This is a genomic window from Chitinophaga sp. 22620 (genome assembly GCF_052044405.1).
GTDB lineage: Bacteria > Bacteroidota > Bacteroidia > Chitinophagales > Chitinophagaceae > Chitinophaga.
Map to the genome: position 1 here is coordinate 976,556 of NZ_JBQEMV010000001.1, position 16,597 is coordinate 993,152.

At 54.4% G+C, this 16,597-nt stretch carries 16 protein-coding genes; 13 read left to right on the top strand and 3 right to left on the bottom strand.

Annotation, left to right across the window (positions count from 1 at the left end; genetic code table 11):
- Positions 1-88: 88 nt before the first annotated feature.
- Positions 89-1,873, bottom strand: a complete 1,785-nt coding sequence (locus tag ACTJIK_RS04210; protein WP_440645098.1) for an N-acetylmuramoyl-L-alanine amidase — start codon at positions 1,871-1,873, stop codon at positions 89-91.
- An 85-nt stretch (positions 1,874-1,958) separates the two neighbouring features.
- Positions 1,959-3,752 carry an acyl-CoA dehydrogenase family protein gene (locus ACTJIK_RS04215; protein ID WP_440645099.1) on the bottom strand — a complete coding sequence of 598 codons (1,794 nt, stop codon included), beginning with the start codon at positions 3,750-3,752 and terminating at the stop codon, positions 1,959-1,961.
- A 97-nt stretch (positions 3,753-3,849) separates the two neighbouring features.
- On the opposite strand from ACTJIK_RS04215, the gene ACTJIK_RS04220 reads away from it, so the two are divergent.
- On the top strand, positions 3,850-4,665 hold the full coding sequence (locus tag ACTJIK_RS04220) for an alpha/beta fold hydrolase (RefSeq protein ID WP_440645100.1): 816 nt from the start codon (positions 3,850-3,852) through the stop codon (positions 4,663-4,665).
- Positions 4,666-4,670: 5 nt separating this feature from the next.
- A complete protein-coding gene (locus ACTJIK_RS04225) occupies positions 4,671-5,816 on the top strand; it encodes a glycosyltransferase (RefSeq protein ID WP_440645102.1) in 1,146 nt (381 codons plus the stop codon).
- Between the two features lie 35 nt (positions 5,817-5,851).
- Here the strand turns inward: ACTJIK_RS04225 and ACTJIK_RS04230 are convergent, their stop codons facing one another.
- Positions 5,852-6,844, bottom strand: a complete 993-nt coding sequence (locus ACTJIK_RS04230; protein WP_440645103.1) for a terpene synthase family protein — start codon at positions 6,842-6,844, stop codon at positions 5,852-5,854.
- A gap of 455 nt (positions 6,845-7,299) precedes the next feature.
- On the opposite strand from ACTJIK_RS04230, the gene ACTJIK_RS04235 reads away from it, so the two are divergent.
- The 11 genes from ACTJIK_RS04235 to ACTJIK_RS04285 all read left to right on the top strand — a co-directional run bounded on the left by ACTJIK_RS04235 (position 7,300) and on the right by ACTJIK_RS04285 (position 16,470).
- The gene (locus tag ACTJIK_RS04235) at positions 7,300-8,430 is read left to right on the top strand and encodes an ABC transporter permease (protein WP_440645105.1); all 1,131 of its coding nucleotides are present in this window, start codon (positions 7,300-7,302) and stop codon (positions 8,428-8,430) included.
- A gap of 48 nt (positions 8,431-8,478) precedes the next feature.
- Positions 8,479-8,922, top strand: a complete 444-nt coding sequence (locus ACTJIK_RS04240; protein WP_440645106.1) for a hypothetical protein — start codon at positions 8,479-8,481, stop codon at positions 8,920-8,922.
- A gap of 90 nt (positions 8,923-9,012) precedes the next feature.
- Positions 9,013-10,083 carry a glycosyltransferase gene (locus ACTJIK_RS04245; RefSeq protein ID WP_440645107.1) on the top strand — a complete coding sequence of 357 codons (1,071 nt, stop codon included), beginning with the start codon at positions 9,013-9,015 and terminating at the stop codon, positions 10,081-10,083.
- A 42-nt stretch (positions 10,084-10,125) separates the two neighbouring features.
- Positions 10,126-10,485, top strand: a complete 360-nt coding sequence (gene gldC, locus ACTJIK_RS04250) for a gliding motility protein GldC (RefSeq protein ID WP_440645108.1) — start codon at positions 10,126-10,128, stop codon at positions 10,483-10,485.
- Positions 10,486-10,504: 19 nt separating this feature from the next.
- Positions 10,505-10,957 (top strand): GatB/YqeY domain-containing protein, encoded by a 453-nt coding sequence (locus tag ACTJIK_RS04255; RefSeq protein WP_440645109.1) that lies wholly within the window; start codon positions 10,505-10,507, stop codon positions 10,955-10,957.
- 8 nt (positions 10,958-10,965) lie between these two features.
- Positions 10,966-11,505, top strand: coding sequence for a CvpA family protein (locus tag ACTJIK_RS04260; protein ID WP_440645110.1), 540 nt, complete (start codon positions 10,966-10,968; stop codon positions 11,503-11,505).
- Between the two features lie 72 nt (positions 11,506-11,577).
- Positions 11,578-12,363, top strand: coding sequence for an alpha/beta fold hydrolase (locus tag ACTJIK_RS04265; protein ID WP_440645111.1), 786 nt, complete (start codon positions 11,578-11,580; stop codon positions 12,361-12,363).
- Positions 12,364-12,475: 112 nt separating this feature from the next.
- Positions 12,476-13,138 (top strand): CBS domain-containing protein, encoded by a 663-nt coding sequence (locus tag ACTJIK_RS04270; protein ID WP_440645112.1) that lies wholly within the window; start codon positions 12,476-12,478, stop codon positions 13,136-13,138.
- Between the two features lie 17 nt (positions 13,139-13,155).
- Positions 13,156-14,652: a POTRA domain-containing protein gene (locus ACTJIK_RS04275; RefSeq protein WP_440645113.1), complete on the top strand. Its 1,497-nt coding sequence runs from the start codon at positions 13,156-13,158 to the stop codon at positions 14,650-14,652.
- Positions 14,653-15,543 carry an NAD kinase gene (locus ACTJIK_RS04280; RefSeq protein WP_440645114.1) on the top strand — a complete coding sequence of 297 codons (891 nt, stop codon included), beginning with the start codon at positions 14,653-14,655 and terminating at the stop codon, positions 15,541-15,543.
- Between the two features lie 60 nt (positions 15,544-15,603).
- Positions 15,604-16,470 (top strand): DUF6089 family protein, encoded by an 867-nt coding sequence (locus ACTJIK_RS04285; protein ID WP_440645115.1) that lies wholly within the window; start codon positions 15,604-15,606, stop codon positions 16,468-16,470.
- Positions 16,471-16,597: the final 127 nt, after the last annotated feature.

Genomic DNA, 16,597 nt, shown 5'->3' on the forward strand with positions numbered 1-16,597 from the left:
CCATAAAGTGTCGTTCTGGATATGGAAATACCGTGAATAATATTAGATCGCGGTCTTCACATGGCCCCCTCTGCGGGGGCCATTTCTTTTACTGTTGTTCTTCCGCGCCCGTATACCCTTCCGCCACAAAATCCTTGATGCCCATCACGATCTTATCCGCCATCTGATGGCGGAAGTCAGGGTCCAGGATTTTCATTTCGTCTTCAGGATTGCTGAGGAACAGGGTTTCCACCAGCACGTTCGGGTATTCGGTAGGACTGTTCAGCGCAAAGTTGAAGCTGCCGATGTTGCCGAATTCTTTCAAACCCAGTTCCAGCAGATGTTTGTAAATATGCTGGCTCAGCGGCCTGAACCCGATGTGCTTGTAATAAGTGCTGGTGCCCTGTATGCGGATCGGGTCTGAAGAGGAATTAAGATGAATGCTCACCAGCAGGTCAGGGTCTTTGTCGCGGTAGGATGTAACGCGGTAGTTATTGTCCACATAAGAATCATTCACGCGCGTCATCAGCACACGGGCGCCTTCCGCCTGCAAAGCCTGCTGGAGGGAGGTGGCCACGGCGAGGGCCATTTCTTTTTCATATACGCCTGTAGGCCCCTGTGCACCGGTGTTCCTGCCGCCATGGCCGGCATCCACTGCAATGGTGAGGTTGCCGAGACCGGGCTGGGCGGGCGGCCTTTTCACTTTCACGGTGAGCGTGCCGCCGTTGTAATATACCTGGTGGCCCCAGTGTTGTTTGTGTTTCAGTTCTATGGTCACACGCAGGATGTCGTCTTCCACCTGTTCATAATAAGCGTTTTTGATTTCCTGGCTGTTCTCCAGCTGGGTGATCCAGTTGGTATTGGCGGTGGCGCCGAAAATGTCCAGCACAATGCGCGACGGATCGGTTTGCTGGGTGGTGCGGTAAGGCAGCTTTTGGCTGAAGGCCACGGTGAGGTAGTCGAACTGATCGTCGCCCCAAACGCGCCAGCTGTTGCTGAGAGACGAAGGGGGGAAGGTGCCGGGCGCCTGCATCACCACCTGTTCCTGCGGGATGTAGGCGGTGAGGGTCTTGGAAAGCTTCACCCGGTAGTCTGAACCCACCTTGCCGGTGATGTGAAGGTAAACCGCGGTATCGAGCGAGCCCATGCGCGCGCCGCCCAGGCGGTCGTCGCCGAGGCCGTATTTCAGGAAGGGATTGTCGCCGGTGGTTTTGCCGACCATGGGCTGCGTTTGCGGGTCGGTGAGGGTGAAGGTGTACGGTGTGTTGCGGCGCACTTCGGTGCCTTCACTTTCCAGCACAACGGGGATGCCGCGGCCGGTGATGAGCGGGTCGTTGCATTGCACGGTGTAAGTGCCCTGGTAAATGCCGGGCATGGTCTGCCTGCCGCTCAGCGGCAGTTCCATGAGCTGAAGCTGGCCGCCTACGGTCACGGTGCCGCCGGGGATGGCCTTCACCCGGAATCGGATGAGATCGCCGGGAGCTACCAGCAGGTTGCCTTCAGGGAAGGTCTGCACGTAAGCAATATTTACAGCGGTAACAGGTTGTGGCGCCTCGGGAATGTTGTAAGTGAAATATACGGTGCGCGCGATGGAATCTCCTTCCGGGCCGAGCGATTTGATCAAGAATTCGTTGCTGCCTTCCTCCAGCTCCACTTCTATGGCGAAAGCGCCGGTGGGATAAACTTTTTGCGGCTCATCGTTCACAAACACCTGGCACGATTTGCAGGTGCTGCCTACGAGGTACTGGCGCGTGGCGGTCACTGCATTGATCTGCCTGCCCGGTTGCGTGAGGCGTAAAAAACTTTTTTCCTGCGCCTGCGCCTGCGATACAAACAATACTGCCAGCAGCAGGCATCCTCCTAACCTTTTCATCCTTTCGCTCGGTTTGATCATGACTCTGGTATTTCCTTCTGAAATAAAACAAGGGAACAAGGATTGTGCCTTGTTCCCTGCAAAGGTATCTATTAGCGTTAAAAGATCAGAACGTATAGCCGTTATCAGCAATCAGCTTGTCGGCAATGCGGCGGCGCGCTTCTTTGGTGTTGAAGGGTTCGGTTTTGGTGAAACGTTTCAGGCCCAGCAGCATCATGCGCTGCTCGTCTCCTTCGGCAAACCCGTTGATGGCGTCTTTCCCGGATTTGTTCACACGGTCCGCAGCGTCGGTAAGGTACGTGCGCACCATGTCTGCCTGCAGGGCTACGGCCGCTTCGCCTTTCAGTTCGGTAAGCTTGATGATGCGCAGCAGCGCGCTTTCGCTTACGAATGTTTCAATGGCCATGTCGGCAATGTTCATGAGTATCTCCTGTTCGGATTCCAGCTTCATCATGAGCTTCTGCGCGGCAGCGCCCGCCGCCATGAGGATGGCTTTTTTCATATTGGCCACCTGTTTCTTTTCTTTGGCGAAAATGCCTTCGTCTTCGCTGCCAAAATCGGGGATGCTCATCAGCTCTTTCATCACGTTCATGGCCGGGGTCATAAGGTCTATCTTGCCTTTCATGGCGCGCTTCAGCGTCATGTCCAGCGTGAGGAGGCGGTTTATTTCGTTGGTGCCTTCAAAGATGCGGTTGATGCGGCTGTCGCGGTAGGCTTTGGAGATCACGTATTCGTCGCTGAAGCCGTTGCCGCCGTGTATCTGCACGCCTTCGTCCACCACGTAGTCCAGCACTTCGGAGCCGTTCACTTTCAGCATGGCGCATTCCACGGCGTATTCTTCGGCAGCGCCCAGCAGGGCTTCGTTGAAGGCTTTTCCTTCCGCCAGCAGCTCGTGCTCTTTCTGGTCTATCAGCTGCGCAGTGCGGTACAGCGCCGATTCGCATACCCAGATGCGGGTGGCCATTTCGGCGAGCTTATGTTTGATGGCGCCGAAGTTGGAAATGGGTTGTTTGAATTGTTCGCGGGTATTGGCGTATTGGATGGTGATGTCCATACTGCCTTTGGCGCCGCCCAGCGCGGCTGCGCAAAGCTTCAGGCGGCCGATGTTGAGAATGTTGAAAGCGATGAGGTGGCCTTTGCCGATCTCGCCCAGCACATTTTCCACGGGCACTTTTGCGTCCTGGAAATAGATCTGGCGGGTGGAAGAACCTTTGATGCCCATCTTATGCTCTTCGGGGCCGAGCGAGAAGCCGGGCGTACCTTTATCTACAATGAAGGCGGTGAACTTATCGCCGTCTATCTTGGCAAATACGGTAAACACATCGGCGAAGCCGGAATTGGTGATCCAGATCTTCTGGCCGTTGAGCAGGTAGTGTTTACCGTCCCCGGTAAGTTTGGCGGAGGTTTTGGCGCTGAGCGCGTCGGAGCCGGAGTTGGGCTCGGTGAGGGCGTAAGCGCCTTTCATTTCGCCGGAGGCCAGCTTGGGAATATATTTCTGTTTTTGCGCTTCGGTGCCGAAATAAAGTATGGGGAGCGAGCCGATACCGGTATGCGCGGCCATGGCCACGGAAAAGGAATGGCCGGCGCCAAGGGCTTCGTTGATGAGGGTAGCGGTGATGAAATCTTTACCGAGGCCGCCGAACTCTTCGGGGAAAGCGGCGCCCAGCAGGCCCTGTTCGCCGGCCTTGTCCAGCAGGGAAGGCATGAGGCCCTCTTCCAGCTTATCCAGGCGCTCCAGCACCGGCGTTACTTCCTTGGCCACGAATTGCTCGGCCATCTCCCTGATCATAAGCTGCTCTTCTGAAAAATCTTCGGGTATAAAAATCCCGGCGGGTGTAGTCTCTTTCACCAGGAACTCCGCCCCTTTGAGGGCTGCTTTACTGTTAACCGAGGTATCCATCGTGCATGATTTTTTTAGTCTACTCGTAATTTACCGAGTTTATAGCAATTGGCAAATTATGATTCCGGGGCAATTAGTTTTAAATTCGCCATTCGTATTGAAAAACAAAGTGGACTTCAGCCTGACATATCTCAACAGCGAATTTTCCGGCATGGTGACCGGCACGGGCGCCAACCTGCTGATCTGCTTTCACGGTTTCGGTGAAAGCGGATCGCACTTTCGTGTGATGGAACCTGCATTGGGCAATATATTCACTATCGTCGCGTTAGATATGCCCTTTCACGGCAAAACAATATGGAACGAGGGCCGGCCTGTCCAAAAGGAGGACCTTGCGGCCCTGGTGGAAAAAATATTGGGAAAGTTCGGCAAACAAACGTTCTCCCTTATGGGTTATAGTATGGGCGGGCGGCTGGCGCTGTGCCTGGTGGAAGAAATGGCGGCCAGGATCATGCATCTCGTGATGGTCGCCCCGGACGGATTAAAAAACAACCCGTGGCATCTTTTCGCCACGCAAACCAAAGTGGGCAACCGTATCTTTTTGTACAACACACATCAACCGGCCCTGTTCTTCCGGCTGCTCACACTCTGGCGGCGTTGGGGCCTGCTGAATGAAAGCGTCTATAAGTTCGCGTTTTACAGTATGGACAAAGCAGAGAAACGCCGGCTGGTTTATGATGTATGGACCGTTATGAGAAAGCTCATGCCGTCGCGGAAACGCTGCAAACGCCTGATGGCCCGTTACAACATAGACACGCTGTTAATTTTCGGGCGGTACGACCGTGTGATCCCCCCGGCATTCGGAGAGCGGTTCGCGGACGGTACTTTTCCCTGCAGGATGCTGGTGCTGGACAAAGGCCACCAGCTGCTTTCGGAAGAATTAGGATTCATCATTGGAAAAAATATCACTAGCTAGTAAGCATGAACGCTTTATTGATCGTCACTCTCGGCCTCGCATTTTTGTATGGGATATTAATGCTGTCGTATACCTACGGCTGGTGCAGATTAAGAATATTTGATCCTGCTGCTCACGCATATACCTTCAATACGAAAGTTTCTGTTATCATTCCCGCCAGGGATGAAGAAAAAAATCTCCCGGCGCTGCTGGAAGCATTGCAACAGCAAAGCTACCCGGCAAACCTGTTCGAAGTGATCGTGGTGGATGATTTTTCCAGCGACGGCACTGCCGACGCAGTACGGTATTTCCCGGCGTCCAACGTGAAGCTCATCCGCATGAGCGACCGCATCAGCCATCACCAGCGCCTCAATTCCTACAAGAAAAAAGCAATAGAGCTTGCCATCGGCGAAGCCACCGGCCACCTCATCGTTACCACCGATGCGGATTGCATCATGGGGCCTAAATGGCTGGAGTCTATCGTTAAGTTCTACGAAACCTACCGTCCGCAGTTCATCGCCGCACCGGTAGCGTATCACAGGGAAGACGGCTTTTTCCAGCAGCTCCAGTCGCTGGACTTCATGACCATGCAGGGCATCACCGGCGCGGTGGCCTACCTGCAAACGGGCACCATGTGCAACGGGGCGAACCTTGCGTATGAGAAAACCGCTTTTGATGAAGTGGGCGGCTTCACCGGCATAGACATGATCGCTTCCGGCGACGATATGCTGCTCATGTACAAGATCTTCCACGCTTATCCCGATGGCGTGCGTTACCTCAAAAGCCGCGACGCCGTTGTGCGCACGCTGCCGGTAGAAACAGTGAAAGGGTTTATGAACCAGCGCATCCGCTGGTCGTCCAAGGCAGATAAGTATGAGGACAAACGTATCACCCGCGTGCTGGTGCTCGTCTATGTCTGGAACGTGCTGCTTTTGCTGATGGCCATCGTGGCTGTTTTCAGCCCACAGATATGGCCCTGGCTAGGCTGGCTGATGGTGTACAAGATCGTGGTGGAGCTGATATTCTTAGTGCCGGTGGCGGGTTTTTTCAGGAAGCGTTCACTGCTGCCATGGTTCATCCCGGGGCAGCCGTTTCATATCATATACGTCGTATTGGCCGGCTGGCTGGGCAAGTTCGGCACATACGAATGGAAAGGGCGGCAGGTGAAATAGCCGCCCCTTCCTTGTTTGTATAACCGGTTCCCTGGTTATAAACGGGAGATGAGCCAGTTTCCGCTGGCCGTTTCCGTGATGTTCATCCGGTAACGCGCGGTGTCGCCAAAGCTCCAGTCGAGGTTCGCGCGCATCCATGCCATCAGCACGGTCACGTAACGTTGCAGTTCTTCATTCACTTCCGCGCCGAAAGACGGCAGCGATTCGCTCAGTGAAATAAAACGGCGCACTTCCGCATCGTGCATGCGCGCGGCTTCCGCAACGGCGTCTTCAAGGCTCAGGTTGCGTTCTTCCTTCAATACCACTACCAGGTTGTGCACATCGCCCTGGCGGCGTTCCTTGTCGAAAGAGAAAAGATCGTTGGCCCAGCATACCACGTTGTTGCAGGCGAGGGAAAGCTGCTTCACCATTTCGTGCTGCCGCACTTCGTCGGGCAGGTAAATGTTTTCCAGCACTTCGATCAGCTCAATGTCTGCATACAACGCGCCGGTATAAGGGCGCTTCTCGATGTAATCCGCTACAGTAGGCGCTTCGTGGCGGATGCGGTTCTCCACTTCCCAGAGGCATGCGTCCAGATAATCGGTCATGCTCTGCACGAAACGTTTTTGCCAGGCCGCGCTGCTGATACGTTTCATCCGTTTCCAGAGATCCTCGAAACTGAGCGCCAGCGGCATGCCCTCGTCAGGCGCCACCACGCGGTTGTTCTGAAGGATCATCCCTACGAATGAATGCACCATCTGTAAAAAGTCGAGCTTGCCGAACATGGACTCGTCGTTCTTGTCGTCCAGCAAAAACAACCAGGTGTTGAACTCCGCGGCGATACAAAGTTCATACCGCCCCGCGGTCGGGAACGCGCGCGAGGAAAGCATGGCGAACTTGGCCCTGCGGAAACGTTCCCAGGCCTTTTCGGACTTCACCAGGCCAAAGCGGCTCACCCATTCGGCGGTGTGTTTTTCGGCTTCTTTTGCGAAAGGATTGAGCATAGAAGGGAACGGGCAGAAGATCTGCGGCAATTGGAGTGTAAGCATAATGCGTCTGTTTAATGATTATTATTAATAATGGTTACTGAATGCGCATAAATTGGTCGCTTGCGGCACGTGCTGCGCCGTAAAAACGGGATATGATCCCCTGTGTCTTAAACTGAACAATACGGGTGCTGTCGGACTTGTCTTAAACTGAACATTTCAGGTACTGCGTCTTGGCTAAATTTCGAATAGGCTTTTGTCTTAAACCCCCTGGGCATTTTAGACTTAAACGGGATAACGATCATAAACTTGTCTTAAACTTGACCTTCATCTGATTAAAATTTAAGCCTTTTTTGGCTGCGTAAAAGCGTGTATTGGATTTACGCCCGTTGAATTTCGTGTGATGCCTCAGCAGTGAATAAAAAGTAAGTGCTTACATATAACGGTTATGTATAAATGAAAATAATTGCTTAGGTGTGTTGGTGAAATAATCCCCGCTTTGCTTTAACTTGGCCCCTATGGCATCATTTTCCCGACAGGCATGGAAGCGGCTGAAGCGCAACAAAGGCGCCATGGCCGGTATGGCGGTGATCGCGCTGGCTTTGCTGGCGGGCATCTTCGCGTACTTCCTCAGTCCTGACCATACCCCCTATGCCAACCGGATGATACTCGAGATCAGCGGGCAAAAACCGGGGTTCAGCATACACATGCTCACCATTCCTTCCGCCACGCCGCCCCCGCAGCGGAGCTGGCTGCACAGGCTGGTGTACGGGCAGGAGTCTGCCGCCGCCTGGGTGCCGGTTACCGGCTGGCATTTCAAAGGCGATTCGGTGTATGCGGAGCAGTATGTGGACGAGGCCACTACTGCCGGGAAAACCTGGCCGCTGGCGCAGGTGCTGTATGGGAAAGATTCGGCGCTCACGGATATAAAAGCAGCGCAGCGGCAGGTGGAGAAAGAACATATCGTGCTGCGGCACTTCCGGCTGGGCACCGATAAGTTCGGACGCGACATCCTGAGCAGGCTGCTGGTGGGCACGCGCGTAAGCCTCAGCGTGGGTTGCATTGCCGTGCTTATTTCGCTCACCATCGGTATTTTCCTCGGCGCGGTAGCGGGTTATTTCCGCGGGGCGACAGACGAGGCGGTGATGTGGCTGATCAACGTTATCTGGAGCGTGCCTACGCTGCTGCTGGTGTTTGCCATCACGCTGGCGCTGGGCAAGGGTTTCTGGCAGGTGTTCATTGCCGTGGGGCTCACCATGTGGGTGAGCGTGGCGAGGATCATCCGCGGGCAGGTGATGGGCCTGCGCGAGCTGCAGTTCGTGGAAGCCACGCGGGCCCTGGGTTACGGGCACGTGCGCACCGTGGCGAAACATATTTTACCGAATATCCTCGGCCCGGTGATGGTGGTGGCGGCCAGCAATTTCGCCACGGCCATCGTGGTGGAGGCGGGCCTCAGCTTCCTGGGCGTGGGCGTGCAGCCGCCGCAGCCTTCGTGGGGGCTTATGATCAAGGAGAATTATAATTTCATCATCACCCATAACCCCCTCCTGGCCCTGGCGCCGGGTTTTGCGATCATGTTGCTGGTGTTGGCTTTCAACCTGTTAGGCAACGGCCTGCGCGATGCGATGGACGTGAAAGGAAAAATTTGAATAGCATTAGAATTATTTCTAATTTTAATTGTTTTAACCACATCTGCTATGCCCTACAAGAAATACCTGGTCATTCTCCTCTGCGTTTTTACCCTGGCCGCCGTTGCCTGTAAAAAGAAGAAAAAAGGCGATGGGGATGGAGACCCCGTACCGCCGCCGCCTAAAGAAGCGGAACTGGTGGTGGAAATGCCTGACATCAAGCTGAACAGGGACGACAATGCCGCACCCGGCGCAACGCTCAATGTAAAAGTCAATATCACCTCCACACCTTTGCCGAAAGACGGGGTGACCATCACCGTTACAGCGCTCGATCCGGCGGACCAGCCTATCCCGCAGAATGCGCCCGTAACCGCCACAGGCAATACGCTCAACCTCACGCTGATCAACCTGCCCAGCCTGAAAGTGGCCAGCATCGTGGTCACCGTTACTTCCAAGAACGATCCCACCAACACCAAGACCTTCCGTTTCGGGGTGTTGAACAAAGCTCCCTGAGAAATGCATTCTTTGATATAAAAAGGGTGATTCAAAGCCGAACACCCTTTTTTTATTTAGGTTTGTGCATTGTTGGAACAGAACAGAATCATGCGAATAGCCGTAAATGCGCTCCCGTTGATGCAGGATAATGCTGCAAACACAGGGAATGTGCCTACTGAACTGATGAGCCGGTTGTGCGGCCTGCACCCGGATGCGGAGTTTATTTTTATTACAGACAGGCCCTGGACGCCCGTGCCCGCGCTTCCCCGCAACTGCGAGGTAGCCGTGCTGAAACCCTTTACCGGCGGCAAGCTCGGACAATATTTCTGGCGTCGCTTCCAGTGGAACAGGTTGCTGAAAAAATATAAGACAGACCGGCTGCTATGTATCAACGATGTGCTGCCTTTCCCGCCGGAAGTGAAGGCCCACCTGCTGCTTACACGAAAAGCGGTTTTGGCGGACAGGCCTTCCACCTCGGAATATATCCGGCAATTCAGGTCCATCGCCGTGTTCTCCGAATTCATGAAAGAACAGGTTGGCGGCCGTTATGGCGGGCTGGAGAATAAATTCGTCCTGCTTACCCCCGGCGTTTCGGAAACATTCATTCCGCTCAACTGGGAAGAGCGCGAACAGGTGAAACAGGAATTCGCGGGCGGCATGGAATATTTTATCGCCGTAGGCGCCATTCACCCGGATAATAACATCATCCCGCTGCTGAAAGCCTTTTCCATGCTCAAGAAGCGGCTGCGCTCGGGCATCAAGCTGGTGCTGGCGGGCGACCTTACGCCGGAGGGGGAAGACATTGCGCAGGCTCTGCAAACGTATAAGTTCAGGGAAGACGTGATCTGGATGCAGCAGGCGGGAGAAGAAGACCTGGCGAGGCTGATCGGCGGGGCTTACGCCCTGGTGCATACCGCCGGCGCCGATGGTCTTGCTGTGCCCGTATTGCAGGCGCAACGCTGCCAGGTGCCCGCCGTGGTGGTATACGCGGGCGCTTCCACCGAAGCGGGGAAAGATGCAGCCCTTAATGCGGTGCCGGGGGATGTGACGGACCTGTCGGAAAAAATGAGCGCCCTTTATAAGGACGAGCTGCTGCGCAGCCGCCTGCTGGACCACATCAGCCGCGTACCCAGCTGGGACGATGCCGCGGGAGAGCTGGGGCAGATCGTCACCGCCTAAGCCTGAAATGCTTATTTTTGCATCTTCTAATCAAAACGACGTATGTTAAAGAAATCTACCATAACGATCCAGGTGGGGCTGGACGAGAATAAAGTGCCCGAGAGCATTGAGTGGACAGCGACCGACAGCACACAGGACAAGATGAACAAAGCCAAAGCCATGATGGTGGCTTTCTGGGACGGGGCAGACAAAACCGCCCTGCGCATAGACCTCTGGACGAAAGAAATGATGGTGGATGAAATGGCCGATTTCTTTTACCAGACCTTCATGACCATGGCAGATACCTACCAGCGCGCAACGCCCTGGACGGACCAGGCGAACGACCTGCGGGCATTTGCCACCGACTTTTACAAGAAATTTGAAGAGAAACTGAAGAACCAGGAACAGAACCAGAACCATTAAGACTTAAATAACAGGAAATATGTCATTGGAACAAAATATCAACGGCGCTATCAAAACCGCCATGCTGGCGAAAGCTGAAGCAGAGCTACGTGCGCTGCGCGCCATCAAGGCGGCGGTGCTGGTAGCAAAAACAGCCGAAGGCGCCCCCAGTGAGCTTTCCGAAGCAGACGAGCTGAAGCTGCTGCAAAAGCTGGCCAAACAGCGGAAGGATTCACTGGACATCTTCCGCCAGCAGAACCGTGAAGATCTTGCCAAAAAAGAAGAAGAAGAACTGGCCGTGATAGAACGTTACCTGCCCAAACAGATGGACGAAGCCGAGCTGCGCACCGCGCTGCAGGGCATCATTGCATCCACCGGCGCCTCTTCACCCGCGGATATGGGCAAGGTGATGGGTGCAGCTACCAAACAGCTGGCCGGTAAAGCGGATGGTAAGATCATCTCCGCCCTCGTGAAGGAATTACTGACCAAATAAAGCGGTAAATGGCCATAGACGTTGTTTTCGCGGTGCTTATGGCATTTGCCGTGTACAGGGGCTTTTCGCGCGGCCTGATCATTGCGGTGTTTTCCCTGGTAGCCAGCATTGTAGGCCTGGCGGCGGCCCTGAAGCTGTCTGCCGTACTGGCCGCCTACCTGGAACAGAACGGGATGCAGGGCCGCTGGTGGCCGGTGCTCTGTTTTATGGCCATCTTCCTTGGCGTGGTGATATTGGTGAGGCTGGGAGCGGCGGCGCTGGAAAAGGTGGTGCAGTGGTCCATGCTGGGCTGGCTGAACCGCCTGGGAGGCATCCTGTTGTATGTAATTGTTTTTACGGTAGTGTACAGCGTCATGCTCTGGCTGGCCAACCAGGTGTACTGGCTGAGCCCCGAGACCAAGCTACGGTCTGCCGTGTATCCTTATATCGAACCTGTGGGCCCCTGGGTAATTGAAAGGATCGGCAGCGTTATTCCCGTTTTCCGGGACATGTTCGCCCAGCTGGAAGAATTTTTTGAGCACGCTGCCAGGGAAATTCCTGTAAAATAGCCTCGTTTTTAGGGAGTATTTGAATTAAGAAAAAGAATTATTTTAGCGCAAAATTGACTTCAAGCATAGGTAATGAATTACGAAATCAAAACACAGGGCAAATTTAAGTACATCGAAGAAGGAGAAGGAGAACCAGTGATCCTGCTGCACGGCTTATTCGGCGCCCTGAGTAATTTCAGCGGGCTGCTCGAATATTTCAGGCAGTACAACAAAGTGGTGATCCCGATGCTTCCCCTGTTTGATCTGAATATCCTGGAAACCTCCGTAGGCGGCCTGGCCAAATACGTGCACAAATTCATTGAGACCCGCGGTTACAACGACTTTCACCTAATGGGCAACTCCCTTGGAGGCCATGTTGCGCTCGTGTACATCCTGAAACATCCCGAGAATGTAAAGTCACTCATCCTGACCGGCAGCTCCGGCCTGTTTGAGAACGGCATGGGCGAAACCTATCCCAAACGCGGTGATTATGATTACATCCGTAAAAAGACCGAGCTTACCTTCTACGACCCGGCCATGGCCACCAAAGACCTGGTAGACGAGGTGTTCGAGATCACCAGCAACCGGCTGAAAGTGATCAAGATCATCACCCTCGCCAAGTCCGCCATCCGCCACAACCTGGGAGACGAGCTGAAAACCATTCAAACGCCCACCCTGCTCATCTGGGGCAATAACGATACCGTAACCCCGCCTATGGTTGGTGAAGAGTTTCACCGTCTTATCCCTAACTCCGAACTTCACTTCATCGACAAATGCGGCCATGCGCCCATGATGGAAGTGCCCGACGAGTTCAATGTGATCATGCACGACTTCCTGAAAAGGCTCAACAGCAAGGCTGTGGGAGCCAATGCGGGCTAACCGCTCATCCCGGCTGCTGCGCCATTGCTCCGTGTTTATGTAATTTTTAATACTCCCTGTTGGCGGTATTGGAATATTCTTTGCTATTATTGTAACTGAAACACGAACGAATATGTTGGCACAGGAACTCATCTCTACCGTTGTGCCGGTACTCCACTCCATGGATACCGGTGCAAAAGCATTACGCCTTATGAACGAATTTCATTTGACGCAGCTGCCGCTGGTGGTGGATAACAAGTACCTGAGCCTGGTGGAGGAAGACCAGATACTGGATTGGGAAGACCCCGACCTGCTGCTGGAAACCGCCACCATCAGCACACTGAAGCCCGCCGTGCTGGAAGGCGCGCACTTTTACGAAGCGCTCAAGCTCTTCTACGACCTCAAGCTCTCCGTGCTGCCCGTGATCACCCGGGAAGGCGAATACCTGGGCCTCATCACCAAAGACAACCTGCTGGCCATCCTCGCGCAATACAACGGCGTAAAGGAACCCGGGGGCCTGCTGGTGCTGGAAGTGGAACCGAGAGACTACAGCCTCAGCGAAATAGCCCGCATCGCGGAAAGCAATGAAGTAACCCTCCTCAGCGTTAATACCATCAATAATCCGGGCACCGCCAAGCTGGAAGTGCTGCTGAAAACCAACCGGCAGGACATGCAGGGGCTGGTGGCCACGTTCGAGAGATTCAATTACACCATCAAATACATGTTCAGTGAAGAGCTGGAAGAAGACCTGCTCAAAAAGAACTACGACCTGCTCATGAATTACATCAGCATGTAATTTCCAAAATGTCTTATTTGCGCACTGTTTATTATATCACCGGCTTATGGCTGTGCCTGCTTTCCGTGCAGGCTGCAAGCGGGCAGGCTCCCCTGCGCGATACGGTGCCCGAGCCGCTGAAAGAAGCCGTGCAGAAGCTGATAAAAGACAGCGTGCCCCAGCCCGTTCAGCCGCTGGCGATCGGCGCCGTGCAGGACACTTCATACATCGTTGTGCGCAACATCCTCGTATCCGGCAACAAACGCACCCGCACCTCTGTGGTGCTGCGCGAGCTGGGCGTTAAGCCGGGAGACACCATTCGCCTGCGCAGCCTCGCCCAGACCCTGGAAACCAGCCGGAAACAGTTGCTGAACACCTCCCTTTTCCTCAATGTAGTAGCCAATGTGAAATCCTGGAACGGCAACGAGGCAGACCTCTCGTTTGAAGTCTGGGAGCGCTGGTACCTGATCGCCTTCCCTATCTTTAAACTTGCGGACCGGAACTTTAACCAGTGGTGGGTGGAGAAAAATCACAGCCTGGACCGGGTGAACATCGGCCTGAAAGTGTTCCAGGACAACCTGACCGGCCGTAACGACGATGTATACGGCGATGTGACCGTGGGATATACCCAGAAGTTCCTCGTAGGCTACAACCTTCCCTACATCGACAAAAAATTGCAGCACGGGGTGGGTTTCGTGGTGTCCTACAGCCGCAACCGCGAGATCAACTACGTTTCCGACTACAATAAGCAGCAGTTTTACCGGGAAGACGACTTCCTGCGCCGCCAGTTTTCCGCCAGCGCCACCTACACCTACCGCAAGGCCATTTCCACCAAACACCAGCTGTACCTCGGCTATTACAACGAATCCGTGAATGATACCGTGGCCCGCCTCAACCCCGATTACCTGGGCGGCGGCCGCACAGACATCAAATACCTCGAATTTGGCTACCGCCTGCAATTTATCCAGGCAGACAGCTGGCAGTACCCGCTGGTAGGCCGGTCGTTCCTCGGCGAGCTTTCGAAAGTAGGCCTGGCGGGCCTCAGCGACCTCGATTATGTACGGCTGCGCCTGAAAGCCGCCCGCTACTGGCAGGTGGCCCGCAAAACCTGGGGCGCCGTGAGCGTACTGGGTCAGGCCAAACTGCCTGATAAACAACCTTATATCGGTGTTCGGGCCATGGGGTATGGCGATGATTACCTCCGTGGGCTGGAATATTACGTGGTGGACGGAACCGCTTTTTTTATCGTGAAAAGCACCCTGCGCCGGGAATTACTTAGCTTTAAAGTACACCTGCCCATCGTGCCCAAAAAGTTCAGCAACCTGCCTATCCGCGTGCTGGCCAAAGCGTATGGGGACATGGGTTACGGCTACAGCCGGCAAAGCCTGCACGGCAGCCTCAACAACCGCATGCTGTACACCGCCGGGCTGGGGCTGGATGTGGTCTCTTTTTACGATACCTGCATCCGTTTCGAGTACAGCATCAACCAAATGGGAGAAAAAGGACTATTTTTACACGCTAAACTGGATATGTAAATGCATGTAGCCCTTTACAGCCGCGGCTTTGTTCAAGAAGACCTGGAAGATATACAACTGTTGCTGGACGAGCTGGCCCGCCAGGAGATCACCCCGGTGGTGTACGAGCCTTTTTTCAAGGAAATAAGGCAGCATATCCGCTTTCCCGCTGAAACCGATACCTTTTCCAAAGCAGAAGACCTCGATGGCCGTATTGAATTCCTGGTGAGCCTGGGGGGCGACGGCACCCTGCTGGATACCGTGAGTTACATCCGCGACAAGAACATCCCCGTAATGGGCGTGAACTTCGGCCGCCTCGGCTTTCTTGCCAGCATCGGGCGCGACGAGATACATGAAGTGGTGAACTCCCTCGTGAGCCGCAATTACGTGGTGGACAAACGTACCCTCCTCCACCTGGACGCCAGCTCGCCGCTCTTTGGCGACGTGCCTTATGCCCTGAACGAATTCACCATTCACAAAAAAGACACCTCCGCCATGGTAAAGATCCATACCTACCTGAACGGGGAGTTTCTGAATACTTACTGGGCCGACGGCCTGATCGTGGCCACGCCCACCGGTTCCACCGGGTATTCCCTGAGCTGCGGCGGCCCCATCGTGTTCCCCGAGGCCGCAAACTTCGTGATCACCCCCGTAGCCCCGCATAACCTGAACGTACGCCCCATCGTGGTGCCGGACGATAACGTGATCTCCTTCGAAGTGGAAGGCCGCAGCGACCAGTTCATCTGTACGCTGGACAGCCGGATGGAAGTAATAGACAACCGTGTGCAGCTGGCCGTTAAAAAAGAGGATTTCACCATCAACCTGCTCCGCCTGAACGAAAGTAATTTCCTGCATACCCTGAGAAACAAACTATTATGGGGGATAGACACCCGGAACAACCGCGGGAAATAAGCTGCTATTACCTCTTTTTTTCATACGAAAATGCTTTAAATTACGTTCTTACTGATATTTATGCTGCTTACGCGTATTCAATCTAGGATCCTGGGAGTTGCCGGCATTTTGCTGGCCAGTTCCCTGCTGAACAGGGCCGTGGCCCAGCAGGAGCTGAGTTATGTGGGCGAACTGGGGTTCACCGCAGGAGGCGCCCATTATTTCGGGGACCTCAACACCCATGGCGGCCTGAAGGCCGTAAAACCTACCGTGGGCATCTATTATCGCAAATATTTCAACGATTACATAGGCGCGAGGGCCCAGTTCAGGTACATGAAGCTGGGCTATACGGACGTATACAGCTCCAACAGCTTCCAGCAGCGGCGCAACCTGAGCTTTAATACGGACCTGTTCGAGCTGGCGCTGCAGGGGGATTTTAACTTCTTCCGTTTTGAGCCGGGCAGCGAAGATTACCGGTTCAGTCCCTATCTCACGCTGGGCGCGTCCATCTTCCATTTCAACCCATATGCCTTCCTGGACGGCAATAAATATTTCCTGCAACCCATGCATACCGAGGGGCAGGGCACTTCCCTTTACCCGGAGCGCAAGCCTTATAGCCTGTACTCTTATTCTTTTTTGATAGGCGGGGGCCTGAAATACAGCCTGACCAGCCGCCTGAACCTGGGCCTGGAGGTACTGTTCCGCTTTGCCCAGACCGATTACCTGGACGATGTGAGCACCACTTACGCCGGCCTGTCCGCATTCCCGACCAAAGCAGACGGTTCAGCCACGGTAGCCGCCGTGCTGCAGGACCGTTCCTATGCCACCGGCGCCGTGCCGATCGGCGAGGCCGGGAGGCAGCGGGGCAACAGCCGGGATAAAGACCAGTTCGCCACTGTGGAGCTGACGCTGGGTATCCTCTTCACCTCCTACCGCTGTAAATTCTGAGCCGCCAAAATGCGCTCCCAGCAGCCTTTCCCGTTAAAACTACGTTAAAACAGCCCCGCATCCTTTGCCGGAAAGGCCATAAAGTTATTTTTGTATCTTTGCACACTTTTAGTAAAACTGTTTTAAC